24 protein-coding genes and 1 tRNA gene are annotated in these 24,841 nt (G+C 48.4%); 22 read left to right on the top strand and 3 right to left on the bottom strand.

Annotated elements, in window-relative coordinates:
- Window positions 1-17 precede the first annotated feature (17 nt).
- The 6 genes from ACFSW5_RS21285 to ACFSW5_RS21260 all read left to right on the top strand — a co-directional run bounded on the left by ACFSW5_RS21285 (window position 18) and on the right by ACFSW5_RS21260 (window position 7,094).
- Window positions 18-1,232 (top strand): EAL domain-containing protein, encoded by a 1,215-nt coding sequence (locus ACFSW5_RS21285; RefSeq protein ID WP_379277631.1) that lies wholly within the window; start codon window positions 18-20, stop codon window positions 1,230-1,232.
- Between the two features lie 150 nt (window positions 1,233-1,382).
- Window positions 1,383-4,061, top strand: coding sequence for a DNA polymerase I (polA, locus tag ACFSW5_RS21280; protein WP_379277627.1), 2,679 nt, complete (start codon window positions 1,383-1,385; stop codon window positions 4,059-4,061).
- A gap of 48 nt (window positions 4,062-4,109) precedes the next feature.
- Window positions 4,110-4,967: a DNA-formamidopyrimidine glycosylase gene (gene mutM, locus ACFSW5_RS21275; RefSeq protein WP_379277625.1), complete on the top strand. Its 858-nt coding sequence runs from the start codon at window positions 4,110-4,112 to the stop codon at window positions 4,965-4,967.
- Window positions 4,968-5,229: 262 nt separating this feature from the next.
- On the top strand, window positions 5,230-5,913 hold the full coding sequence (ytaF, locus tag ACFSW5_RS21270) for a sporulation membrane protein YtaF (protein ID WP_379277622.1): 684 nt from the start codon (window positions 5,230-5,232) through the stop codon (window positions 5,911-5,913).
- A 12-nt stretch (window positions 5,914-5,925) separates the two neighbouring features.
- Window positions 5,926-6,522: a dephospho-CoA kinase gene (gene coaE / locus ACFSW5_RS21265; protein WP_379277619.1), complete on the top strand. Its 597-nt coding sequence runs from the start codon at window positions 5,926-5,928 to the stop codon at window positions 6,520-6,522.
- Window positions 6,519-7,094, top strand: coding sequence for a lytic transglycosylase domain-containing protein (locus ACFSW5_RS21260; RefSeq protein WP_379277617.1), 576 nt, complete (start codon window positions 6,519-6,521; stop codon window positions 7,092-7,094). The genes coaE and ACFSW5_RS21260 overlap by 4 nt, the downstream gene beginning before the upstream one ends.
- 321 nt (window positions 7,095-7,415) lie before the next feature.
- On the opposite strand, the gene ACFSW5_RS21255 is transcribed toward ACFSW5_RS21260, so the two are convergent.
- Window positions 7,416-7,640, bottom strand: a complete 225-nt coding sequence (locus ACFSW5_RS21255) for a small, acid-soluble spore protein, alpha/beta type (protein WP_379277615.1) — start codon at window positions 7,638-7,640, stop codon at window positions 7,416-7,418.
- A 122-nt stretch (window positions 7,641-7,762) separates the two neighbouring features.
- Between ACFSW5_RS21255 and nrdR the strand changes: the two genes are divergently transcribed.
- The 11 genes from nrdR (at window position 7,763) to ACFSW5_RS21200 (ending at window position 16,316) form a co-directional block, all read left to right on the top strand.
- Window positions 7,763-8,236, top strand: a complete 474-nt coding sequence (gene nrdR, locus ACFSW5_RS21250; protein ID WP_379277612.1) for a transcriptional regulator NrdR — start codon at window positions 7,763-7,765, stop codon at window positions 8,234-8,236.
- 150 nt (window positions 8,237-8,386) lie between these two features.
- Entirely contained in the window at window positions 8,387-8,566 is a 180-nt protein-coding gene (locus tag ACFSW5_RS21245) for a hypothetical protein (protein ID WP_379277608.1), read from the top strand.
- Window positions 8,567-8,745: 179 nt separating this feature from the next.
- A tRNA-Ala gene (locus ACFSW5_RS21240) sits at window positions 8,746-8,818 on the top strand.
- A 368-nt stretch (window positions 8,819-9,186) separates the two neighbouring features.
- Window positions 9,187-10,538, top strand: a protein-coding gene (locus ACFSW5_RS21235; RefSeq protein WP_379277606.1) for an IS1182 family transposase whose coding sequence is annotated in 2 segments (ribosomal slippage) — window positions 9,187-9,754 and window positions 9,754-10,538 — 1,353 coding nt in all. Because the reading frame shifts where the segments join, the coding sequence is not laid out codon by codon here.
- Between the two features lie 224 nt (window positions 10,539-10,762).
- Entirely contained in the window at window positions 10,763-11,167 is a 405-nt protein-coding gene (locus ACFSW5_RS21230) for a winged helix-turn-helix transcriptional regulator (RefSeq protein ID WP_379277604.1), read from the top strand.
- 16 nt (window positions 11,168-11,183) lie between these two features.
- A complete protein-coding gene (locus tag ACFSW5_RS21225) occupies window positions 11,184-11,540 on the top strand; it encodes a group I intron-associated PD-(D/E)XK endonuclease (RefSeq protein ID WP_379277602.1) in 357 nt (118 codons plus the stop codon).
- A gap of 102 nt (window positions 11,541-11,642) precedes the next feature.
- A complete protein-coding gene (locus tag ACFSW5_RS21220; RefSeq protein ID WP_379277600.1) occupies window positions 11,643-12,494 on the top strand; it encodes a restriction endonuclease in 852 nt (283 codons plus the stop codon).
- Between the two features lie 159 nt (window positions 12,495-12,653).
- Window positions 12,654-13,793 carry a DNA cytosine methyltransferase gene (locus ACFSW5_RS21215; RefSeq protein WP_379277598.1) on the top strand — a complete coding sequence of 380 codons (1,140 nt, stop codon included), beginning with the start codon at window positions 12,654-12,656 and terminating at the stop codon, window positions 13,791-13,793.
- Entirely contained in the window at window positions 13,780-14,607 is an 828-nt protein-coding gene (locus ACFSW5_RS21210; protein WP_379277594.1) for a NotI family restriction endonuclease, read from the top strand. The genes ACFSW5_RS21215 and ACFSW5_RS21210 overlap by 14 nt, the downstream gene beginning before the upstream one ends.
- Window positions 14,608-15,177: 570 nt before the next feature.
- Window positions 15,178-15,669 (top strand): very short patch repair endonuclease, encoded by a 492-nt coding sequence (locus tag ACFSW5_RS21205; protein ID WP_379277591.1) that lies wholly within the window; start codon window positions 15,178-15,180, stop codon window positions 15,667-15,669.
- Window positions 15,666-16,316 (top strand): hypothetical protein, encoded by a 651-nt coding sequence (locus ACFSW5_RS21200; protein WP_379277589.1) that lies wholly within the window; start codon window positions 15,666-15,668, stop codon window positions 16,314-16,316. The genes ACFSW5_RS21205 and ACFSW5_RS21200 overlap by 4 nt, the downstream gene beginning before the upstream one ends.
- Window positions 16,317-16,834: 518 nt before the next feature.
- Here the strand turns inward: ACFSW5_RS21200 and ACFSW5_RS21195 are convergent.
- Complete coding sequence (locus ACFSW5_RS21195) at window positions 16,835-18,058, bottom strand: MFS transporter (protein ID WP_379277587.1); 1,224 nt, start codon at window positions 18,056-18,058, stop codon at window positions 16,835-16,837.
- 168 nt (window positions 18,059-18,226) lie between these two features.
- Between ACFSW5_RS21195 and ACFSW5_RS21190 the strand changes: the two genes are divergently transcribed.
- From ACFSW5_RS21190 to ACFSW5_RS21170, 5 genes are all read left to right on the top strand, one after another.
- Window positions 18,227-18,799, top strand: a complete 573-nt coding sequence (locus tag ACFSW5_RS21190) for a TetR/AcrR family transcriptional regulator (RefSeq protein ID WP_379277585.1) — start codon at window positions 18,227-18,229, stop codon at window positions 18,797-18,799.
- A 153-nt stretch (window positions 18,800-18,952) separates the two neighbouring features.
- Window positions 18,953-19,426: a MerR family transcriptional regulator gene (locus ACFSW5_RS21185; RefSeq protein ID WP_379277582.1), complete on the top strand. Its 474-nt coding sequence runs from the start codon at window positions 18,953-18,955 to the stop codon at window positions 19,424-19,426.
- Entirely contained in the window at window positions 19,410-19,829 is a 420-nt protein-coding gene (locus ACFSW5_RS21180) for a hypothetical protein (protein ID WP_379277579.1), read from the top strand. The genes ACFSW5_RS21185 and ACFSW5_RS21180 overlap by 17 nt, the downstream gene beginning before the upstream one ends.
- Before the next feature lie 332 nt (window positions 19,830-20,161).
- The gene (locus ACFSW5_RS21175; RefSeq protein WP_379277577.1) at window positions 20,162-20,866 is read left to right on the top strand and encodes an ABC transporter ATP-binding protein; all 705 of its coding nucleotides are present in this window, start codon (window positions 20,162-20,164) and stop codon (window positions 20,864-20,866) included.
- 2 nt (window positions 20,867-20,868) lie between these two features.
- Window positions 20,869-23,193 carry an ABC transporter permease gene (locus tag ACFSW5_RS21170; protein ID WP_379277832.1) on the top strand — a complete coding sequence of 775 codons (2,325 nt, stop codon included), beginning with the start codon at window positions 20,869-20,871 and terminating at the stop codon, window positions 23,191-23,193.
- Window positions 23,194-23,646: 453 nt separating this feature from the next.
- Here ACFSW5_RS21170 and ACFSW5_RS21165 read toward each other — a convergent pair whose 3' ends face one another.
- Window positions 23,647-24,801 carry an MFS transporter gene (locus ACFSW5_RS21165; RefSeq protein ID WP_379277829.1) on the bottom strand — a complete coding sequence of 385 codons (1,155 nt, stop codon included), beginning with the start codon at window positions 24,799-24,801 and terminating at the stop codon, window positions 23,647-23,649.
- Window positions 24,802-24,841: the final 40 nt, after the last annotated feature.

The raw sequence follows: 24,841 nt of genomic DNA, 5'->3' as shown, positions 1-24,841 counted from the left end.
AAGGGGAACGATCTAGCGTGGAGCATCTATGTAGGTTTGGCAGTCAGGTCGAAAAACGGATCGGGGAGCATCGAGGCGTCCTCTATTTCGCTTGGCATCGGAAAAGTCATTCGCATAACGGGAACCTTCAAGCATGGACGGAGAAATGGCGGGTTTACGCGGACGGCGCGATCGGGAGCAATCCGCTTCTTACGGAGATCAACGCGCGAAGGGAGTGGATTCACAACGATTTGTTCCTGTTTCTTTCGTTCCCCGCCGACGGCAAGGAGCATGCCGAGCAGCAGCTGCTGGAGCATGCATATGCCTGGCGGTCGGAGTGGAGCGGCGGCTTTGCCGCTACGGCGGGAATAGAGGGAGAAGAACCGGTCGGGATGATCTTGCATGCGGGAGCGGCGGTAATCGAAAGCGACGGGGACGATCCGATTGAGGAAGCCGTTTTCAAGGCCGTGAAAAAAGCGATCGTGCAAGGGGATACGCCGTGCGCGTTGGAGCGAAGCTTGAAGCGCAAGACGCTTGAACGGTTCATTAACGAAAAGTCGATTTATCCCGTATATCAACCGATTCGTTCGTTGAACCGGGACGCCGTATTCGGCTATGAAGCGTTGACGCGTTGCCCCGATAACGATTGGTTTAAAGGGCCGCTCGAACTGTTTGCCTTCGCCGAGGCCGACGGCTTCGGTTATGCCCTCGACCGGTTGGCGCGGGAGAAAGCGATCGGCGTCGGGAACGGCCTGAACAGCGATCAGAAGCTGTTTATCAATCTGATGACCCAAGCCGTAGAGGACTCGGGGTTTACGCCCGGCCGCACGCGGACGCTGCTTGAAAGCTATGGGCTTCAGCCAAGCAACGTCGTATTCGAAATTACGGAGCGGAGCTCGATCAACGATTTTGCCGCCGTCAAAAAAGCGCTCGGCTATTACCGGTCGCAAGGCTACCAGATCGCCATCGACGACGTCGGAGCCGGTTATTCCTCCCTTCAATCGATCGTGGAGCTCCGCCCCGATTTTATTAAAGTGGACCGCTCGATCATCCGTCATATCGATACGGACGAAATGAAGGAGCATACGCTGTATACCCTTCAGCAGCTGGCGGACAAGATGGGAATATCCGTCATCGCGGAAGGGATCGAGCGCGAGGAGGAGCTTCTCAAAGTAAGCCGGATGGGCATTCCGTACGGGCAAGGGTATCTGCTGGGGAGGCCTTCCGCTATGACGGTTGACCGCTCGATTTAATGCAATGGAACCGTACCGGAACGAGCGCCGGTGCGGTTTTTTTGTTCCCGGAGCCCCCACGCCGCATAAGCGCGATAACGAGCCAAGAAATAACAGGCTTGTTTATGGTATGATATCGGTAACGATTGCATAGATGAGGCGAGGTGTCTTATGGATAAATGGATATTGATCGACGGCAACAGCATTGCCAACCGGGCGTTCTACGCGATGCCGCCGCTTACCAATTCGGCCGGGCTGCATACGAACGCGGTGTACGGCTTTACGACGATGCTCCTCAAGCTGCTGGAGGAGGAGAAGCCGACCCATGTGCTGGTCGCGTTCGACGCGGGCAAAATCACGTTCCGCCACGAAGGTTACAGCGAATATAAAGGCGGACGGGCCAAAACGCCGTCCGAGCTGTCCGAGCAGTTCCCGGTTATGAAGGATCTGCTGAAAGCGTTTGGCATTGCGCAATTCGAGCTTGCCGGCTATGAAGCGGACGATATTATCGGCACGCTGACGAGGCGCGCGGACGAGCAGGGCGTGGAAACGCTGGTCGTGTCCGGAGACAAGGACATGCTGCAGCTCGTATCGCCGAAAGTGACGGTGGCGGTAACGCGCAAAGGGGTCAGCGAGCTGGAGAAGTACACGCCGGAGGAGATGGCCGAGAAATACGGCCTGACGCCGCAGCAGTTCATCGATCTGAAAGGGCTGATGGGCGACGCTTCCGACAATATTCCGGGCATCCCGGGCGTCGGAGAGAAGACGGCGCTGAAGCTGCTGCACGAATACGGCTCGGTGGAAGAAGTGCTGGCCCATACGCACGAGCTGAAAGGCAAGATGAAGGAAAAAATCGAAGCGCATAAAGACGACGCGATCATGAGCAAAAAGCTTGCGACGATCTTCCGCGAGGTGCCGCTCGAGCAGGAGGCGGACGATATCCGGTACGGCGGATACGAAGGCGCGGCTCTTGCGGAGGCGTTCCGCAAACTCGAATTCAAATCGCTGCTGGAGCGGCTCGAGCTTGGCGCAGGCGAAGGCGGCGCGGCTGCGGAAGGCGTTCGGCCGGAGGCGGAGCTGGCCGTCGTGGCGATCAAAGGCGATGCGGACGCGGACAAGCTGCAGGAGCTGGTAGCCGCCCTTCAGGACGGGGCGGAGCACGGCTTGTACGTCGAAGCGGCCGGGGAGAACCCGCATATCGCCGACGTGCTTGGCCTTGCCGTCGCGGCGGGCGGACAAGTATACGCCATGACGCTGGATACGCTGCAAGCGCCGTTTGCGGAGCCGCTTCGCAGCTGGCTGGCGGACCCGGACAAGCCGAAGTTCGGATACGATACGCATAAAGCCGATCTGGCGCTCGCCTGGCAAGGCATCCCGTTGCGCGGCGCGGCCTTCGACGTCCAGCTGGCGGCCTATTTGCTGGATCCGACCGACGGCAGCCAGACGCTGACCGGCGTAGCGCAGCGGTACGGGCTGCCGGGCGTCCAGCCGGACGAAGCCGTTTACGGCAAAGGCGCCAAGTTCAAGGTGCCGGACGAAGAGACGCTGCTCCGTCATCTCGCCGCGAAGGCGGACGCGGTGCTGCGGATTGCGCCGCTTCAGCGCGACGATCTGGAAAAAACGGGCATGCACAAGCTGTTCTACGAGCTGGAGCTGCCGCTCTCCCGGATTTTGGCCGGCATGGAGCTGCAAGGCGTCAAAGTCGCAAAGGAAGAGCTGGAAGCGCTGGGCGCCGAGCTGGAGCGGGGCATCGCCGATTCGGTCGCCCGCATCTACGAGCTTGCCGGAACCGAATTTAACATTAATTCGCCGAAGCAGCTTGGCGAAATCCTGTTCGACAAGCTGGGCCTGCCGATCGTCAAAAAAACGAAAACCGGCTATTCGACGGACGCGGAGGTGCTGGAGCGGCTTGAGCCTTATCACGACATTATCCCGCTCATTCTTCATTTCCGTCAGCTTGCGAAGCTGCAGTCCACTTACGTGGAAGGCTTGCTGAAAGAGGTGCGGCCCGATACGGGCAAGGTGCATACGTATTTCCGGCAGACGATCGCGGCGACCGGACGCCTCAGCAGCCAGTTCCCGAACCTGCAGAACATCCCGATCCGGCTGGAGGAAGGTCGCAAAATCCGCAAAGCGTTCGTTCCGTCGGAGGCGGGATGGTATATATTGGCCGCGGATTACTCGCAGATCGAGCTGCGGGTGCTGGCGCATATTTCGGGCGACGAGCGGCTGAAGGAAGCGTTTATTCACGATATGGACATCCATACGAAGACGGCGATGGACGTCTTTGGCGTTAGCGCGGAGCAGGTCGACGCCAATATGCGCAGGCAGGCGAAGGCGGTTAATTTCGGCATCGTATACGGCATCAGCGATTTCGGCTTGTCGCAAAACTTGAATATTCCGCGCAAGGAAGCGGCCCAGTTCATCGAGCAATATTTCGACGTGTTCCAAGGCGTCAAGCAATATATGGACGACATCAAGATGCAAGCCCGAAAAGACGGCTATGTAACCACCCTGCTCGAGCGGAGGCGCTACCTGCCGGATATTAAGGCGTCCAATTTCAATATCCGTTCCTTCGCCGAACGGACGGCGATGAACACGCCGATTCAAGGGACGGCCGCGGACATCATCAAGCTGGCGATGGTGCGCATGGACGAAGCGATCAAGGATCGCAAGCTGAAAAGCCGCATGCTGCTTCAGGTGCATGACGAGCTTGTATTCGAGGTGCCGGAGGAAGAGCTGGAGCTGATGAAGCAGCTTGTTCCGCAGACGATGGCCTCGGCGATCGAGCTGGACGTTCCGCTTAAGGCGGACGTAAACTACGGCGTTAACTGGTACGAGGCGAAATAACGCATATTTTGTCGAAATCAGTTATAATGATGGGTGAGGTGAGGAGAAATGCCGGAATTGCCGGAGGTCGAAACGGTTAAACGAACTTTAAATCAGCTGGTTGCAGGCAAACGGATCCGTTCGGTAACGGTCAAGCTTCCTCGCATCATCCAGCGTCCGGCGGAGCCGGAAGCTTTCGCAGACGCGCTGTCCGGCCGTACGATTCGCGAGGTGGATCGGCGGGGCAAGTTTTTGCGCATCCTGTTGGACGGGCTGGTGCTGGTGTCGCATTTGCGGATGGAAGGCCGGTACGGCGTATACGATGCGGACGAGCCTGTAGAGCCGCATACGCATGTTATTTTTCATTTTGACGATAATACGGAATTAAGGTATAAGGACGTGCGCCAGTTCGGCACGATGCATCTGTTCAAGCCGGGCGAAGAATTCGCGCTCCCGCCGCTGAACAAGCTCGGCATCGAGCCGCTGGAGCCGGAGTTTACGCTAGATGCGCTGCGAGGAGCGCTCGGGAAGCGCACGTCTCGCATTAAGCCGCTGCTGCTCAATCAGGAATATGTGGTCGGGCTCGGCAATATTTATGTAGACGAGGCCTTGTTTCAGGCGGGCATTCATCCGGAAAGAACGGGCGATTCGCTGAAAAAAGCCGAATGGGAAAGGCTGTACGAAGCGATTCGCGCGACGCTGGAGCGGGCGGTCGAAGCCGGAGGCTCTTCGGTCAAATCGTACGTGAACGGCCAAGGCGAAATGGGTATGTTCCAGCACCAACTGCTCGTGTACGGTCGGAAGGACGAGCCTTGCCCTAACTGCGGCGAGCCGATCCGCAAGCTGGTCGTCGGCGGCAGAGGCACGCATATATGCGCGAAATGCCAGCCGCTTCGGGCCAAAGCGGCGAAAGCCGAAAAGCGCTAAAACGGTAAAAACGGTAAAAACGGTAAAAACGGTAAAAACGGTAAAAGCAAAAGGATCAGTGAAGGCGCAATTAAACTTTGGGCCAATGCTTCCAATGTTCGACGGACAAGCAGCCGGAACGGTGGCACGGGACGGTCATCCCCGCATATGATATGTTGTTCATTCATCTAGGCGGATGTAACACTAACGCAAGTTCCGTCTTGCCCCACCGCAATGCGGGCGGCTTGCGGGCTCGTCCGCCGTTTGCGGGGAGGGATTGCGGGTGCTGGCGCATATGGCGTCTTTGCTGCTGCTTGCTTTTGCCGTCAGCGTCGACGGATTCGGCGTCGGGGTTACTTACGGATTAAGGCGGATTCGGATTCCGTTCCTGTCCGTCGTGATTATCGCTTGCTGTTCGGGCTTCATCATATGGCTGTCCATGCAGGCCGGGACGTTTATATCGGGCTATATGTCCGAAGCCGCGGCCAAAAGCGCAGGGGCCGCCGTGCTGATTGCAATCGGCGCCTGGGCATTGTTTCAGCTCCGGCGAAGCAAGGAAGATGAGGGAGCGGGCGAGCGAACGCCTCCCGTTATGACCAAGCTGGAGGATAAGACGCATCCCGTGCTGGTGATGATCGTGGAGCTTAAACGGATGGGGCTTGTCATCCAAATATTGCGGACGCCGCAAGCTGCGGACGTTGACCGTTCCGGCACGATTTCCGCATCGGAAGCGGTCATGCTTGGCGTGGCCTTGTCGCTGGACGCGTTCGGCGCCGGGCTCGGAGCCGCGATGCTGGGGCTGCCGCCGCTGGCTACGGCGTTTGCGATTGCGGCCGCGAGCGCTGTTTTTCTGATCGGAGGCATGGGCTTTGGCTTTCGTTTCGCGGAATGGAAAGGAATGAAGGCGTTGTCGCTGCTTCCGGGCATTATGCTTATTTTAATGGGGATTATGAAGCTTTTGAATTAGAGGTGGAAGCGGATGAAGATCGGACTTACCGGCGGGATCGCCACGGGCAAAAGCACGGTTGCCCGCATGCTTGTCGAACGCGGGGCTTTCCTTGTGGATGCCGATCAAGTGGCGCGAGAGGTTGTCCTTCCGGGCGAGCCGGCTCTGGAGGCTATCGCCTCTTTGTTCGGACAAGCCGTCATACAGGACGACGGGACTTTAAACCGGAAGGCGCTTGGCGAGATCGTGTTCAAAGACAAGGAATTGCTGGCCAAGCTGGAGGGCATTACGCATCCCGCCATTCGAAAACGGATGCAGGAGCGCATTCTAAGCTACAGCGAACAACATCCGGACAAGCTGGTCGTGGCGGACGTGCCGCTGCTCTTCGAGACGGGCCAGCAGCACCTGTATGAAGGAATTATGGTTGTGTACGTTCCTGAAGCGCTGCAGGTGAAAAGGCTGATGAGCCGCAACCAGTTGAGCGAGGCCGAAGCTCGCCGCCGCGTTTCGCTCCAAATGGATATTGAAGAGAAACGCCGGAGAGCGGATTGGGTAATCGACAACAGCGGCGATTTGGAGCAGACGCAGCTTCAAATCGAACGTTTTTGGACGAGCCAGAGGTTGTCATGATCGGTAAATGGCTGCTTCGCAAACGGGTGTTTTTGCTGCTGGTTATCGGTTTTATCGCTTTTTTGTTTTTAAGCTCGGATCAAATGGGAAGATGGATGTATCCGATCAAATATATGGACGATATTCGCGCAAGCTCGGAGGCGTACGACCTTGAGCCGCAGCTTGTCGCCGCGATCATAAGGACGGAGACCAATTATTCGCTGGGCAAAGTGTCGAGCAAAGGGGCGCTTGGCCTTATGCAAATTATGCCCGATACGGCCAAGTGGGTTTCCGAGCAGGCAGGGTTTCGGAACGTAACCGAAGAAGCGCTGCTGAAGCGGGCGGATGTCAGCATCGAGGTAGGCAGCTGGTATTTGAAATCTTTGCATAAGCAATTTGATGAAAACAGCATAGCGGCAGTCGCCGCATACAATGCCGGCCCCGGTAACGTAAAGAAATGGCTGGAGTCGGGCCAATGGAACGGCGAGCTGAAGACGGCAGACCGGATTCCGTTCGGCGAAACGCGCCATTATGTCCAGCGCGTCCTTTATTATTATGATAAATACAAGGATTTGTATCCGGAGTTTCAATAATGATCCCACACAATCCTGATCGCATACGGGCACCCTTTCGGCTGGAAGGGTGCCCGCTATTTGCGGCGAAACCGCGTTGAACGCGGTTTTTGCTTTACCGGGTCCATGGAAATCCATTATAATAAAGTGTAAATCATTTATCGCAAAACGCAAATTCAGCCTTGACAAGCCCGCCGTAAGGACGGGCCTGCCAAGGCTTCTGTTGCCGCTTAAGAATGGTTTTTTCCGCGTATGGGAAAACTTCATTCTTATTGGCGTATAAACTCCCGCTTGCATGCGGAAAGTTCATATTGAATTTTAAGCAAATGGAATAGCGATTAGTTATTTGAATTGACCAGCAAGGGATTGCTCAGCGATTTGCACTAAGCGGCGGGTAATGTTACCCCCGATTGTACCGGCCTCTTTCGTAAGAAGGTTGCCGTAGTAACCATCTTGCGACAACGTGATACCAAGCTCTTGTGCAACTTCGTATTTCAATTGATCAAGAGCTGCATTCGCTTGCGGTACAACCAGCTGGTTGCTGCTGCGGTTGTTGTTTTGTGCCATTGTTGTTCACCTCCTTGCGGTTGGTATCTGTATTATGTGCGAAATACGAAACTTCATTACAGGTAGCTATTGGAAAATTTAAGAAGCGTGAAATACGGAAATTATAAGGAGGGTGAATTAGCGTGAAATGTCCATATTGCGATCATTCCGGGACGAAAGTATTGGATTCCCGGCCGGCCAACGAAAACAAATCGATTCGCCGCCGCCGCGAATGCGAACTGTGCAGCAGGCGCTTCACCACGTTCGAGATGGTAGAGGAAACGCCGCTTATCGTCATCAAGAAGGACGGAAGCCGCGAGGAATTCAGCCGGGATAAAATATTGAGGGGCTTAATTCGGGCATGCGAAAAGCGTCCGGTCTCCGTCGAGCGCCTTGAGGTCATTGTCTCCGAAGTCGAGAAAGAGCTTCGCACGACGGCGATCGCGGAGGTGGAAAGCCGTTATATCGGCGAAATCGTCATGGGCCAATTGTATCCTGTAGACGAAGTCGCCTATGTACGCTTCGCTTCGGTCTACCGTCAATTCAAGGACATCGACATGTTCATGAAGGAACTGAGCAGCCTGTTGTCCAAGGAGCCGCCGGCCGGCGACAAATAAAGATCTTCTTAATTCTTTGCTCCGGGTTCGTTCGGGAAGCAAAGAATTATTTTTTCTTTTGACTGGAACATATGTTCGTTATATAATTTATTGTATCAGATATACCGGATCATTTCAAACGGATTACTCGATTTAAGGAAGGGAAACGAATTGGACAACAACTTTTTCTCGGAGATGCGTAAAATCAGCCACAACAACGATATGAGATCCAAGCTGCTGATGCACGGAATTAAACGGATTTTGGAGGAAAAGAAGGAGGAGCCGAGGCTGAAGAAGCTGCTGCGCAGGAAGAAACGGCCTAAGGCTGTGCCTCGCGGCTGGGATGAATAACGGGCGGGGCCAAGCTGCCTCCCCGTCAAAGCCGCAGTCTGTCGATGGCGGAGTGGTGATTCGGCTGCATACCTATGCGTACCGAAGCAAATACATGATAAATCGGAATAAAATTCGCAAAAAAAGCTTGTATTTCATCGCAGGATATAGTATATTATTCCTTGTCGTTAACATTATACGGGGCCATAGCTCAGCTGGGAGAGCGCATCGCTGGCAGCGATGAGGTCAGGGGTTCGATCCCCCTTGGCTCCATACAAAAAGAAACGTCACCGCATTACGCGGTGGCGTTTTTTGTATGGATTGCCTAGGGGAGAGAACTCCCGAATTGTGGTTCGCCCGCGCGGACGGAGTGGACGAAAAAACTTCACTGAATTCGCTTCACGGAGGAGCACGGCGTCTGAATCTACCGCTAAAAGTCCTCGTCGAGTAAGCTTCGTCAGTTATTTGATCGAGATTCGGACATCCCCCTTGGCTCCGTAACATAAAAAAATGTCACCACTTTCGTGGTGGCAGGCTGTCGAGAAAGTCTCGACAGCCTTCTTTAGGTTCAAATAATTTAACGCGACACCGCGTTAATATAGTATAATAGTATTAACAAATACGAACGGTAGGTGTCGTCTATGCTGCGCTCTAATCGAGATAAACAACAAAATTACGAATTTGTTACCATCGAAGATCTTGTACCCGCGGATCATATGCTTCGTAAGATCGATAAGTATATCGACTTTTCCTTCATCGATGAGAAGGTCCGCCATCTATACTGTCAAGATAATGGGCGCCCAGCTATCGATCCTCTCGTCCTCTTCAAAATGATTTTTCTGGGCTATTTCTACGGCATTCGTTCAGAGCGCCAGTTAGAACGTGAAATTCAAACCAACATCGCATATCGCTGGTTTTTGGGACTTGGACTCACCGATCGCGTTCCGGATCATACCACGATCAGTTGGAACCGCCGGACTCGATTCAAAGATACTTCGGTCTTTCAAGACATCTTCGATGAGATTGTACTGCAAGCGATCTCGCATCGTATGGTTGGCGGGCGTGTACTCATTTCGGATTCTACACATATCAAAGCCAATGCTAATAAGCACAAATATACAAAAGAACAGGTTCAGCAGAACACACGCGACTATCTAGATGAACTGAATGCTGCGATTGAAGCTGATCGACAAGCACAAGGAAAAAAGCGTTAAAGCCACGAGAGGAGGTGAACGAAGACAAAGAAGTGAAGGTCAGTACAACCGACCCAGACAGCGGATATATGTTTCGAGAAGGCAATCCCGAGGGCTTCTTTTATCTAGACCACCGTACCGTCGATGTGAAGTACAACCTCATTACCGATGTTTTCGTAACCGCCGGAAATGTTCATGATTCCGTTCCATATCTCTCTCGGTTAGATCGCCAGCGTAAACGGTTTGGTTTTAAAGTTGAAGCAGTTGCTCTAGATTCCGGCTACATGACAACACCGATTTGTAAAGGGCTTGAAGAACGCAAGATCTTTGGTGTCATTGCACACCGTAGGTTTCATCCCACGCAAGGCTTGTATGCAAAATGGAAGTTCACCTATGATGCCGAGCGAAATGTGTATATTTGTCCACAAAAGCAAGAGCTGATTTACCGGACAACAGATCGGAACGGATACCGTCAGTACGCTTCTGATCCGAAGCAATGCGCAAATTGTCCTGCACTGGAACAATGTACACGTTCCCGCAATACGCGGAAGATTGTGACCCGGCACATCTGGGAGGACAGCAAAGAACAAGTTCGGTTAAATCGCCTAAGCAAGTCAGGCAAAAGGCTATACCGCAAACGAAAAGAAACGATTGAGCGAAGCTTCGCGGACGCTAAACAGCTCCATGGGTTTCGCTATTGCCGTTTGCGGGGGTTGAACAACGTGATGGAACAAGCGTTGATGACCGCTGCTGTGCAGAACATGAAGAAGATCGCCCTCCATCTTGAAAGGAGGGCGTAAGGGGAGTTATCTCCGTCTACACCCTTCCAACAGAGGATCAAAAAGAAAAAGAGAAACCCGACGTTTAAAAAAACGTGGGTTTCTCTACAATCTGGGATATATTTGCGTTTATGTCGAATACTGGAATGAAAGTTGGAATTGATAGTGGCAGTTTACCCATGATCGATAGACACGTATATCAGTTTCGTCCTTGAACTTTTTTCATAAGGATGTGGAGTTCAGTGTTGGCTAGTATAGATAAGCAAAAGGAAAATGCTCAATGTCTATTAGATGCTTACATTTCCGTCATTAACATATTATCCTCTTGCAAGGATACTGTCGGTGTAAGCCGAATATCACAAACCGAAATTGCCAAAATGTTAGGCATATCTCAAACTGCTGTGGCAAAGCGTTTTAAGAACCTGACAAAGTTCGGTGCTATTTCGAAAGCTGGACCAAGAAATGCTTATATTGTACTTAAGACAGATTTACTTAACCATAGTCCAATCGGATTGCTGTACAAGTTGATGACGCTCCTAAAGGAGCAGCCAGACATTGTGAATGACTACTACAAGCAAGCTGAGCAGCTTAATGTTTCTTACAAGGAAGTGCAGGTGGCACGAGGATATCTTACATTTCTAATTACATAATCAGGGGGTAACTCATTTGAATGAGATAGGTCACCAAAAGTTAGCAGACGCACGAGAAGTAATGATCGCAGGACGATTGATGTTGCTTGGTTATACGGTTAGTCGCCCGCTCTCTGGAGCAAGTCGTTATGATCTGATTGCTGAGAAGCATGGTAAGTTTGTTAAAATCCAAGTGAAGAGCCTGAAAAGAGATTCAGCATATAAGGATTCTGCTATTCCATACCCTGTTTACGTGCTTGAAGCATACTCCCTGAATCCAGTGAATGGCGAGAAAAAGCTGTATTCTAGTACAGAAGTCGATATCATTGTTGGATACAACCATGAAGAGAATTGTTTTGCCGCTGTCCGCTTAGCAGTTTCAATGGAAAGATGACTGGCGTAGTACACTATAAGGAAGGCACTCGTTCAGAATATTTTAACTCTTGGTGCGCGTTGGATGCTATCTTCGATGAGTCCGAGAGCAAGGAGTCACAAAATGGCTAGAACTTACTACGCTGAGGGAAGGCAACTTGCATATATTCTACGGGGATTATTTATTATCGGCGGACTTGCTTTGTATTTCAATATCCCAGGCCTACACTGGGGATTCTTCTTTGGAATCTTGATAGGCTCTATAATCATTGCAGATATCATTGGAGCAATTTGGACAAGGAAAAGGCGTAAGAAGACCAGAAAACCAGCTGCAAGGAAATCAGGACTGGCACAACAAAGACGATCCTCAAAAGAATGCCGATCAGATGAAATCATTTTATCCAGCAGATTAAGTGATCTGTCAGGTGCCGAGTTTGAACGGTTACTTGCCTTATACTTCCGTGATCAAGGTTATGTCGTTAATGAAGTTGGGATTGGCGGTAACGATGGCGGTGTTGATTTGGTCATTATTGATAAACGCGGCGAGAAAACTGCTGTACAAGCCAAATGCTATGCCGATCATAATATGGTAGCAGTTCAGACAGTGCGAGAACTGGTCGCTGCGAAGAGAAACCATGATTGTATCCTTTCCATGCTTATAACGACATCAGACTTAACTGCTCCAGCTAAGAAGGAAGCTGAGCAATTCAGGGTGGAGTATTGGCATGGAGGACTTATTGAGCTGAAGCTAAAGGCGTGGAGCAAGTGGCAGCCTAGCAAGAAACAGCGGCCTACTGAGATGGTAACTGAATCAGCATCTAGGTCTCAGATTTCACAGTCTCGTAAAGAAGTAGCCGCTGCATCATCTGTTGCCTGTAAATGCGGAGCTTCGATGGTTAAACGGAAGAATAGACAAGGTACGGAGTTTTGGGGATGTACTTCATATCCGAGATGTAAGCATACAAAGGCACTCTGAATGAACCAAAAGCCTTCCGCAGATTTCAACCTCTGCGGTTTTTCATTATCAGAAGGCTTAACATAAGAACGTACGTTTGCTATAATGAGATTATCGGAACATTGAAGGACTTTGAGTGTTTTTGTCGAATTAGTCTTATTGATAGGAAGGGGTACGAATATGAATTACACTTGTGTGGACCTATTCGCGGGCGCGGGGGGGCTGTCGGAAGGCTTAAGACAAGCTGGCTTCAATGTGCTTGCAGCGAATGACTTTGATAATCATGCGGCGATTACCTACAAACACAATCATCCTGAATCCGTATTCTTAGATGGACCCATACAGGAGATTAGTGCTTCTGACATTCTTAATAAGATTGGATTAAAGAGGGGCGAGCTCTTTTGTCTTGCTGGCGGCCCGCCATGTCAGGCATTTAGTGTCTACAACCATCAAAGAGGAATGCATGACGAACGGTCAGGTCTGTTCAGAGAATACATCAGAATAGTTGAAGGCCTGAATCCTCAATGGATTATCATGGAGAATGTCACAGGAATGACTTCGGTTGAAGGCGGATTGGCAATTAAGGAAATCATTAGATCACTAGGCGAACTCGGATACCATGTTGAAAGTAAAACGCTCAAAGCAGAAGAGTTCGGCGTTCCACAGGAGCGCAGAAGGATTATTTTTATTGGTAACAGATTGGGATTGCCCGTTCGCTTCCCAGAACCAAGGCACGACGGTAATAATAAGCCATTTGTAAATGTCGAACAAGCTATTATGGACCTTCCTGCAATTGGTGTGAACCATGGCGTGGAAGAAATGGAGTATACAACCGAACCGAACTTCGATTATCAGAAGTATATGAGAGTCGGATCGGATAAGGTATTAAACCATATCTCGCCAAACTTGACAGAGATTAATCTTAGAAGGTTGGCGCATATTCAACAAGGCGGAAGTTGGCGCGATATTCCTGTTGAATTGTTACCAGCTGGTATGCAAAAGGCAAAACGATCTGACCACACCAAAAGATATGGAAGGTTACATCTCAAGGGTATGAGCAGCACAATATTGACCAAATGCGATCCGCATTGGGGAGCTTACTTCCATCCAACACAAGATCGAGTTATTTCTGTTAGGGAGGCGGCAAGATTTCAATCATTCCCCGACCGTTTCAGATTTTTAGGACCTAAAGTAGAACAATATAAACAAGTCGGCAATGCTGTTCCTCCATTACTTGCAAAGGCTGTTGGAGAAGAAGTTATACAAGTGATGATCGAATGCGCAGACACTTTGGAGGCGAAAGTGGTTGAAGTCCACTGATATTTTTCTTGAGATATTAGGATGTCCATCAGAAGAGATGCATGAGCCTGTGAATGCGGGTTACATATGTCCATATACAAGTGATCGTTGTTCAAAGAGGGGTCATGGAACTAATGATCCCTTTCCTGTTTGTTCTATTTGGAAGTATACTGGTGCAAGAGAAAACCGCAGAAAAGACCGTCCAGTAATCGTATGCCCTAAGCGATTCTATACTGCAGACATAGTTGGGGATATCCTAGAACATGTATGGGTTGGGCCGTATGAACGTAATAAGATTAATGCAGTACGTGAGATAAAAATGGGTAAGATTGGTAACGTGGATATGGTTGTCTGTGATACCTCCAATCTACCTGCATTGGACAACTTTGTATCAGTCGAACTTCAAGCCATCGATATTACTGGAACGGTTTCTGATGTATACACAAGCCATTTGAGTCAAACGGACTTAATTAGAAGTCCAAAATATAACTTTAATACAGCAAACGTTCATAAACGGTATCTTACCCAGCTCATTAAGAAGGGCTACTTCCACTCTACCTGGAGAAAGAAAATAGTTGCTGTTATTCAAGATGTTCTATTTGAGAGCATCCGTGAACGCGTCAGATTTGCCGCGACTAACCCAAAAGATGAAAACACCAGTATTGTGTTTATGTCATATACTCTTGATCCAACGGAAACTGATGAAGAGGGCTATTATCGATTGAAGCTGAAGGAAGTAGTCGGAACCGAACATAGCGTTTTGATGAACGCTGTAGTGTATGAAACGCCGCCAAGCAAGGACCTTTTTGTCGCGGCGATAAAGCGGCAGTTGTAATTGATTTGTAGACCCCTTCATTGGGGTCTATATTTGAATAGGCAATGAATTTGATATTTCGAAGAGGTGAAGTTCATGTTTATTTGCTCTTGTGGCGGAGTCATGATAGTTAAGGATGTTGAACAGTATCCAGTTGGATTAACTGGGAATGGGAAGGTTGAGTATGAGCGGAATTGTACTGTTGAATGCGAGAAATGCGGAGAGGTGGCAACGGAGCAGAAATATGACTGAACGACACTGTATTTTGTCGATCTTGATGATCAGCGAAATTCATTGTTGGCTATTGGAGTGAACATAAGCCGAAACGGGCATTCAGATAGTATCGCGTTTTTTGATACTAATCGAGGCAGAATGTTTGAAGGTAACATAGTTGAAGCGAGCGATGACAGGATTGTCTTCATTACTAAACAGGGTACTGTAATGACATTCAGATTCGCTACGGCTGCTGAATATGACGCAATCTGGAGAAGAACTATTGAGGGTACAGTCCCTCATTTCAATTCTGATTCTGAGCTTCATCAACGGTATTATGTCCAGTTTATTGGATAAAATTTGAAAGTAGCCATTGGTATGTCCATGCTGACATCTCTGATGCCTGCGTTACCTTTAATGGGACGGGTGATGACGTTGGCAGATAGGATTTCTAAAGAAGTGAGAAGTAAGAACATGAGTGCAATCCGATCAAAAGGCACTCAGTTAGAGGATCGTGTTTCAAAGGAGTTATGGCGGCGCGGCTATCGGTTTAGAAAGAATGTGAAAGGTTTATTCGGAAAACCAGATATTGCGATTAAGAAGTACAAAATAGTTATCTTCTTGGATTCATGCTTTTGGCACGGTTGTGAGTTGCATTACCGAATACCTAAAAGTAATTATGATTACTGGTTTAATAAGATAGAACGGAACCGTGCCAGGGATCAAAAGGTATCCATCTACTATGAACAAAAAGGCTGGTCAGTAATCAGGATATGGGATCATGAAGTAAAGGAAGACTTTGAAGGAGTTATACAAAGCATTGAGAGGCATATCCAGGTAAAGAAATTTCCGAAGGAGACGGATACATGACACAAGACCTGCGAATTATATTGAAAAGCGCTATTGATTCGAACAAACCAGTAGAAGATATTAATCAGTCTATTCGAGAACTTGAACAAAAAATGAGTAAGCTAAGGTTGAACATTAAGATGCCTGAAGGATTTATGGAGGCGGTCGTTAAGCTTAGTGAAGCGCAGGAACGGCTTGCCAAACATATAGAAAGTGAATATCCTAATATCTCCAAGATCGCACCAAAGCTTTCGGCGCAATTAGTTGCGGGACCATTATTGTTTGCTGGCAACACCCTTAATTTTGATTTTCACAAAGAATTATTAAGGTTGCTAGATGAGCACATAACGAAGTACGGGAATGCTGATTTGCCATCGAGAATAACAGTTGCACCGCGTCCTACCGATGTTTCGGAAATCATCAACGAAAATGAAGTTGAAACTGATAAGTACTGGGAAGTAGTCTTCAGATGGATTGAAATTATAATGATTTTATACACATTGATTAGTGATCATCAAACAAATCAGCAAATGGACAGAATTGAAGATAAAATAGATGGACTCATTAAACAACGGCCTCCTATTGAGCAGTTCTATGAACACCCTCCTATTCCAAAACAAGTTGAACCGAATATTGATGATAGTCCAAATGATACCAAACTGGCATAGTCATTTCTGTGATCACATTCATGCTCACGAACCCTAGATTATTAACGGAAATTCAAGGATATGGAAAAACAAACCGAAGTCCGAAAACCCGCATTGGAGTAGGCTTTCGGATACTTCGGTTCATACCAGGATACCGTGCATACCACACTGGCAGCGATGAGGTCAGGGGTTCGATCCCCCTTGGCTCCATAACATAAAAAATGTCACCGCATTCGTGGTGGCATTTTTTATGTTATGGATTGCCCAGGGGGCGGACCGCGCGGACGGAGCGACAGCGAAGGAGCACGGCATCGAAATTTACGACTAGGCTCTGCATCATCGAGATTACATCCATGCATATTTAAATCAAAATTTCGATATCCCCGGGGTTCAGTCCGCGCGCAGGGAGCGAATGGGTAAGCTTCTTCGAATATGCTTCAGCGGACGAGCACGGCGTCTGAATCTACCGCTAAAAGTCCTCGCCGAGTAAGCTTCGTCAGCCATTCAATCGAGATTCGGACATCCCCCTAGGATCTAATTCAACTACCCTGACTTGTATGTTCAATCCGTTCAGTTGTTCTTTTTTCGGTGAGAAAGTAACCCAATGCCAAGAGCGGCAAGATCGTTCCAATAAGAGATGTGAGGCCCCAGCCTCCCTGGGTATAAGACCAGCCTCCCAAAGATGAACCGATGGCTCCGCCTACGAAGAATATGGCCATGAAAAGTCCATTCAGGCGTCCTCTCGCTTCACTTCCCAATGAATAAATCGTACGTTGACTAATCACAAGATTCCCCGATACGGCCATGTCAAGCGTAATGGCGGAAATAAAGAGAAGAATCAGAGCAAACGTTGAAGAACCTTGGAACAGATGGATGAGCAAAAAAGACAATACGGCTACAATCATGGCTATTCCCGTTAACCCTTTACTCCAGCCTTTATCCGCTAATCTTCCGGCAATCGGTGCAGCTATCGCCCCACTTACACCAACTAGCGCAAACCATGCAATACCTATTTGGGACATTCCGAAACGATCCGCTAAATGTAAAGGAACAACAGTCCAAAATAAACTGAAAGCACCAAACAAACAAGCTTGATACAGAGCGCGACGCCGTAACGAGGGAGTTTGTCGCAAAATAGCGCCTAAAGAAAGAATTAATTGTTCGTAGCGTACTGGTGGAAATGGCTTACGAACCGGAAGTGCAAATGATAGCAGGGCGGTCAATAAAGAAATAACGATTGCAGACAAAATAAATATAGCTCTCCAACCCCAAAAACTGGTTACGAAGCTTGCCAACGGCCGGGCGAACATAATACCGAGCAGGAGGCCGCTCATAACATTGCCGACTACGCGGCCGCGCTGATCTTCGGACGCTAAATAGGCTGCGAATGGGACCAGAATCTGGGCTGCTACCGATGCAATGCCAATGAATAAAGATGCGATAAGGAACAACGGTGCATTGGGTGCGAATCCGGCAGTTAACAGTGCGCCAGCCGCAACTATAAGCATGATAACCGTGAGACGCCGGTTTTCAATGACGTCGCTTAGCGGTACGATGAACAGCAGCCCGGCTACATAACCGATTTGGGTCACTGTAACAATGAATCCCGCCGTTGCGGCAGTGAGGCCAGTTGCAATGCGGATAGGTCCTACAAGGGGCTGAGCATAATAAAGATTGGCAGCGATAAGTCCGCACGCGGCTGCCAACAGAAACATCATCCAACTTGATATACGGTTGTCTTGTTTACCTTGTTCACTAACCATAAATATCCTCCTCCAAATAAAAACTAAACGTTCAGTTTCGTAAATCTTATTAGAAATAATATACTGTACGTATCGTTTTGTAAATAGACTTTTTATCAAATGATTTATTTTGTATACTAAACGTATCGTTTATTTGGAGTAAGCGGATTTTGACAAAGGAGGATTCATGTGCAGGGAAAAAGAGGGCGTCCGCGCAATATGGAAACCCAAAGCTCCATCCTTTCCGCTTCTTACGAATTATTGTTGGAAAGCGGCTTTGGAGCTGTTACGGTAGAGAAAATCGCTGAGCGTGCCCAGGTAAGCAAAGCTACGATCTATAAATGGTGGCCAAACAAGGCTGCAGTGGTGATGGACGGTTTTCTATCTGCTGCGGCTGCAAGATTGCCTGTGCCGGATACAGGTTCGGTGTTTCAAGATATTCTGGAACATGCTACGAATATGGCCCTGTTTATGATAAGCCGTGAGGGGTCCATTCTTCTGGAGATTATAGGAGAGGGGCAGGTTGATTCTGCATTGGCCGAGGCATTTCGGGTCCGCTATGTTCAGCCTCGCCGGCTTGAGGTACGTAATATTATGAATCGGGGGCTTCAGCGTGGAGAGCTGGAGAACAATCTCGATATCGCTTTATGCACGGATCTCATTTACGGTCCGATTTTCTACCGCTTACTTGTTACGGGGGATCCGATTGATAAAAACTATGTAGAGCAATTAGTAACTCATGTTTTTAAAGGTATACGTTGAGCCGCTAAAAGTCCTCGCCGAGTAAGCTTCGTCAGCCGTTCAATCGAGATTCGGACATTCCCCTCGGCTCCATACGATAAAAAAATGCCGCCATATTCGTGGCGGCATTTTTTTACTTGACATTGGAGTGAACTCAAATGATATTTTGAACTCATGAAAAACTTATATTCTATACAAGAGGTTTCGCGGATGCTTGGGATATCGAAGGATACTCTTCGGTACTACGATCGGATCGGTATTGTATCGCCGTCCAGGGAAGACAATCGGTACCGAATGTATTCGAAGGACGACCTCATCGACTTGATGAATATTCAAATCATGCAGTATGCCGACTTTTCTTTAGATGAAATCAGGGGAAAGTTTGGTTTCCACAGGATGGAAAATATATCCCCCGCATACTGCGAAGAGGTTGCGGCGTTCCTCGATGCCAAGAATGCGGAAACGCGTAAGAAGATTGCCCATTTGGAAAAGGTCAGCCGGCTGCTGAGCGCAGCAACCGAAACGCTAAGGGACTTTAATCATGAAAGTGACCGAAGGTTGGCAGAGATCGTTCGCGACACTTACCGGGAAATCCGAATGATTAAACCGGGAATATGCGAGGAGGGGTGTAATGAACTTAAGGGTTAGGAATTATTATTATCTGATTGCAGGGCTTCTTGCGCTTCTATTTGCCGCCACGCACGCATGGAACGGGCAAACTGGCTTGCTGGCGACCCTCGAAAGCAATTCGCAATCCATGGATACCCGAATTGTATTCACGTACGTCTGGCATATCATCACGTCGGAAAACCTGGTCTTCGGATTCGCATTCCTATTCATGTCTTTGCAAAGCGATCAATCAAAAATCCGATTTGCCGCACGGATGATCGTGTCGATTCTAATTATCCGGCTGATGGTCATTGTTGGCGTAACGGCATTTCATGATGTTTCGGCACTTATGGATACGTTAATCGATTCTGTTGCCATTGTAATCTATGTCGCTCTCATCATACGAGGCACAAAGAATGAATTAATAACAAGACGGAAGTGAGCCGCCACAGTGAGAGTTTCCGAATTTGGAAATTCGTGTTTATTACCAGGGCGACCTTGGCTCCATTACACAAAAGCCGATCCTTAATCAGGGTCGGCTTTTGTGTTAAAGGGGCGAAGCCCATACCATCTTATAGGGTTTATTTCTTGAACAGCACTTCCTTCCCTAACGGGATCCGGGGGTGCTTTTTGCTTTAACCCGACTTTGGTCCAGTAAAAGGAAATGCTGGAGGTGGATGTGCCCCAGGTTCCGAGTCTATACAATTGAATTACCAATTAATAGATATTTTTGTGAAGAATCTTATTTGAAAAAACTTATGAGGAGTGGAGCATGTGAACAAGCTCATCGAATTCAAAAAAGTAACAAAGGAATACAGAGTGGGAGAAGTGCCGATCAAGGCGCTTGACGGCGTTGATTTTTCCATATCGGAAGGAGAATTCGTCGTTGTTCTTGGCGCTAGCGGTGCAGGTAAAAGTACGATTCTCAATATTATTGGAGGCATGGATAAGGCGACTTCAGGCCAAGTGTTTGTGGGCGGTCAAGACATCACAAGGCTCAACGAAAAAAAATTAACCGAATATCGCGGTGAAAAGGTTGGCTTTGTGTTTCAATTCTATAATTTAATTCCAAATTTAAATGCGCTGGAAAATGTTGAGTTTGCCGCTGAAGTATGTACAAACCATCTGGATGCCAGAGATATTTTATATAAGGTTGGGTTAAAGAACCGGATCAGGAATTTTCCTTCCCAGCTCTCCGGAGGAGAACAGCAGCGCGTTGCGATCGCAAGAGCCGTTGCCAAAAACCCGTTGCTTTTATTATGCGATGAACCGACCGGGGCTTTGGATTACGTTACAGGGAAGACCGTCTTAAAGCTGCTTCAAGATTTGAACAAGGAAACGAAGAAGTGCGTTGTGCTGGTTACACATAACTCTGCGATTGCTCCTATGGCGGATAAAATCATTAAGGTGAAAAGCGGAAAGATCGAAAGCGTTACGATGAATCAGAACAAACAAAGTGTGGAAGGGATCGAGTGGTGATCATGAAATTATTTATAAAATTGTTGAGGGATATCAAGCAATCGATCGGGCAATTTATCGCCTTTGTGCTCGTTATTGCAGTGGGCGCTTTTTTCTATGCGGGGCTTGTCACGTTAAGCGATAATCTCAGCGCCTATTCGAAGGTTTACTTTAAAGAGCATAATTTAAGCGACTTGAATGTCTATTACAGCCGAATTTCGAAGCAGGACGTGGCGGGATTAAGCGAAATCGAAGGTATTGACAAAATCGAAGGACGGTACACCTTTGATGCGACGCAAGCTTTTGAAGATACGAAAGCCAGCTTAAAAATCCATTCGATCCCTGAAAACAATCAAATCAATACGCCTACGGTGATAGAGGGCAGTCTTCCGTCACGAAAGGATGAAATCTTGTTAGATTCCCATTATGCCAAAGAGCATCAGTATCAAGTCGGCGATCGAACGATAATAAACGTGAATGACCGAAATGTGACGTTCACCGTTAGCGGCTTGGGGGAAAATGTGGAATATGCCAAAAAGAACGAAACCCAAGACCATAAAAGCTCCGGATTCGCGTATGTGGCTGAAGCGGGCATACCTCGCATCGCAGGCGGCTTTTACTATAATGAAATTTTGATCGATGCCGAAGAAGGCTTCCAGATCGACCAATTGGGTCAAACTATCGAAGCGCAATCCAAGAAGCTCGCTTATGTCGACCAAATTAGCAAAGAACGTACATTCAATTATTCCCAGCTGCAGCAAACGATCTATAATAACAGGTTGATGAGCAGGGTGATCCCGCTGCTTCTCTTTATCATCGAAGCGATTATACTATTCCTTACCATGTCGCGGATGATTGATTCTCAAAGAAATCAAGTAGGCATCATGAAGGCGCTTGGTATCAAAAACAGGAACATCATGCTTCATTACATGGGATACCCGGTGCTCGTAGGCATTGCAGGCTCCATTCTAGGTTGTGTCATTGCCGCAAATGTATTTATTCCATTCGTTAAGGCGTCGAATGCAAGATCTTATTCGCTGCCTGACATTACTTTCTCCTTATCCTTATTCTCTGTCATTCCACCCATTCTGTTCTCGAGTGCTTTCGGTATTCTGGCTTGTTACTTGAGCAGTATAGCGATACTTCGAGAACGCGCAGCTCAGGCGATGCGTCCTAAGCCGACCAAGAAGATGAAGAAGCTGCTCATCGAGCAACTTCCAGGGATCTGGAATCGTATTCCCTACAGCTATAAACTCATTTTAAGAAATATATTTCTAAATAAACAAAAAGCGTTAGCGAGCTCCGTTGGCGTTGTGGTGAGCACGGTGTTGTTGATCACGGCTTTTGGCACTCAAACGTCCTTACAAAAGGTAGCTGACCAGATTGAAGAGGTGTATACCTACGATATAAGAGTCGATTATACGAGCGGAACAATTCCGGGTGCCTTAAAACTGCCTGCCGGCATTATAAGCAGTTACGATTTATCCGTCTTTCCCGTGGAATTCATCAAGGGTGACGAAAACGAAAATGCGACGTTAGTTGTAACAGAGAAAGAAAACAATCTCATTGCTTTCTTCGACGAAAACGACAATCGGGTCGCTTTGGAAGACAATGGTGTGCTGGTACCCAAATCGTATGCCGACAAATATAAGATTGCGGAAGGGGATATCATTCAAATCAAGTTCGCCGGGTTAGAATTCGCTAACAAAACGGTCAATATGAGGGTTTTAGAAATAACCAACCAGTATTCGAATCCGTCGTTTTATGGCACGAAAACGTATCTGGAGAGCTTGGGCATCGACTACAATCCAACTTCGCTTCTAGTGGAGGCGGGCAGCGTTGCAAACCTTGCAAGCGTTCGTCATTTCTTCGAACAAGATGAACGGGTAGATACAATCGCCGATAACAACGATTTAAAGGAATCGGCTCAATATATATTGAGGCAAAACAGTTTTCTTTTTATCATGTTTATCATTAGCGCCGTCGTTCTTTCCTTTGGCGCGATCTATACGATATCGTCCATAAACATTTATGAAAGAAACCGTGAGCTGGCGACACTGAAGGTGTTAGGCTATCCCAAGCATAAAATAAACCGTCTGATCTTCTTTGAAAACATCATACTCACCGCCTTTGCCGTACTTGTAGCGTTACCGGTCAGCGGCTATATGTATGACCTGGTGGTCGAGGCATTGTCAAGCTCTCATCAGCAAATCCCGGATCGATTAAGTCCGTTGGTCATGCTGATAGCTGTTATTCTTGCATTCGGGCTCACCATTTTCTCAAACTTATTGCTTCGGAGGAAAGTAACCAAAATCAATATGATTGAATCGTTAAAAAGTATTGAATAATGTACGGCTAAGGGGTTTGCCTCCTGCCTTTCGATACAGGATGAAGGAATGGAGTCTTCAACTAAGAGAAACAAAATCTTTCGACCTATTGTTTAATGAAGCGCAATTACAGGTGCAGTAAGTTTTGCATACAACGACGAAGATCCCTCCCGGCATCGGGTGGGATCTTTGTCGATATGAAAGTTTATTATAGGGCTGTCTCATTACTAATGCAGCAGCCGGCATGGATTCGCCAGACGAACAACTGAATGCGTTGAAATTGTGGAGGGGCATGCAGATAACATATTTTCGCGCCCCCTTAAACTGGATCAAAATTTCGGCCATCCTTGAAGTCGCTCGTCGCTCCTCTTCATCGAGACGGATATTATTTTTAATTTTCTCCCATGCTCATAGACCCCATAATTTATAAAAGTCATTTGTTCTTTCGTTTTGATTCCAGAACAAAGGTTCGGATTACGACATCTTACGGAGCTGCCGAAGGACGGCAAGCATCAGTACAGCGTACAAGCCGTTAAGCGCGATCGTATTATTGAAGGCGCCCAGGAAAGCCGACGACGTGAAGAGGGTGCCGGAGGAGACTCTGTGGAAGATCATTCCAGCCAACACCGTTCCAATAGCATAAGCGATCTCCAAATTGGCGGATAAGATGCCGGATGCGGACCCTGCTTCTTCCTCTTGAACGTGCCGAAGAGCGACATAGTTGATCGGAGCAGAAAGAAGACCCATAGCCAATCCGGCCAGCAATGAAGCGGGCATCAGTTCATACCCCGACATAGCTTGATCGAGGAAAGTTCCGGGGGCAATGAACAACAGATAACTCAACCCCAGCAAAAGAACGCCGGCCGTAAGCGTCTTCCTTCCGTATTTCTCAGCCAATCTTCCGCCTGTCAGCGACATGAACGCAAATCCTAGCGCAAGGGGAGTGAAGATGACCCCCGATTCAAAGGCCGTTACGCCGAGCCCGTTTTGCAGCAGCAACGGCAAGGCGAGGAAGAGAGCGGCGTTGCCGCTGTAAAATAGCAGCACCAGTAAATTCCCTAGCGAAAATGACCTTTGCTTAAAAAGCGACAATTTGACCAACGGAGAGGTTAAGGGATGTGTCGTTATTTTTTGTTCATAACGTACAAAGTACCAAATGAGCACAGGAGTGAGCAGTAAGCTCGTCAACGACCAGACAGGCCAGCCCAAATCGTTCCCAAATGTTAAAGGAATGCTGAATGCAAGCAAAGCAAGAGTAACGAGTATGGTACCGACGGTATCCAATCGTTTGCCCTTGGCTTCCGCCGATGCGCTTTCATCCACCGCGAAGCTGGCGACCGCAAACGCAGCAATGCCGATCGGCAGATTGATCAGGTAAATCATTCGCCAGCCCAAATCGAGGAAATTCCCTGTGATTAACCACCCGCCAAGCAGCTGTGATATCGTTGACGCAAACCCTCCGACGGCGGCGTATGCTCCAAGCGCGACCCCTCGAGTTTTTCCGTGAAAGTTCACTTGAATGACCGATAATACTTGCGGAACCATGAGGGCTGCGCCGCCCCCTTGAATTCCGCGCATCACGATAAGTATGTCGGCATTGGGGGCGAGACCCGCCCCTAGCGAAGACAAAGTAAACAAGCCGATCCCATAGAGAAAAATCTTCCTGCGG

The sequence above is a fragment of the Paenibacillus thailandensis genome, from assembly GCF_042685365.1.
GTDB classification, from domain to species: Bacteria; Bacillota; Bacilli; order Paenibacillales; family Paenibacillaceae; genus Paenibacillus_AP; species Paenibacillus_AP thailandensis.
Note: the sequence above shows the minus strand (reverse complement) of the source record. Positions and strands in the feature narration are given on the sequence as shown.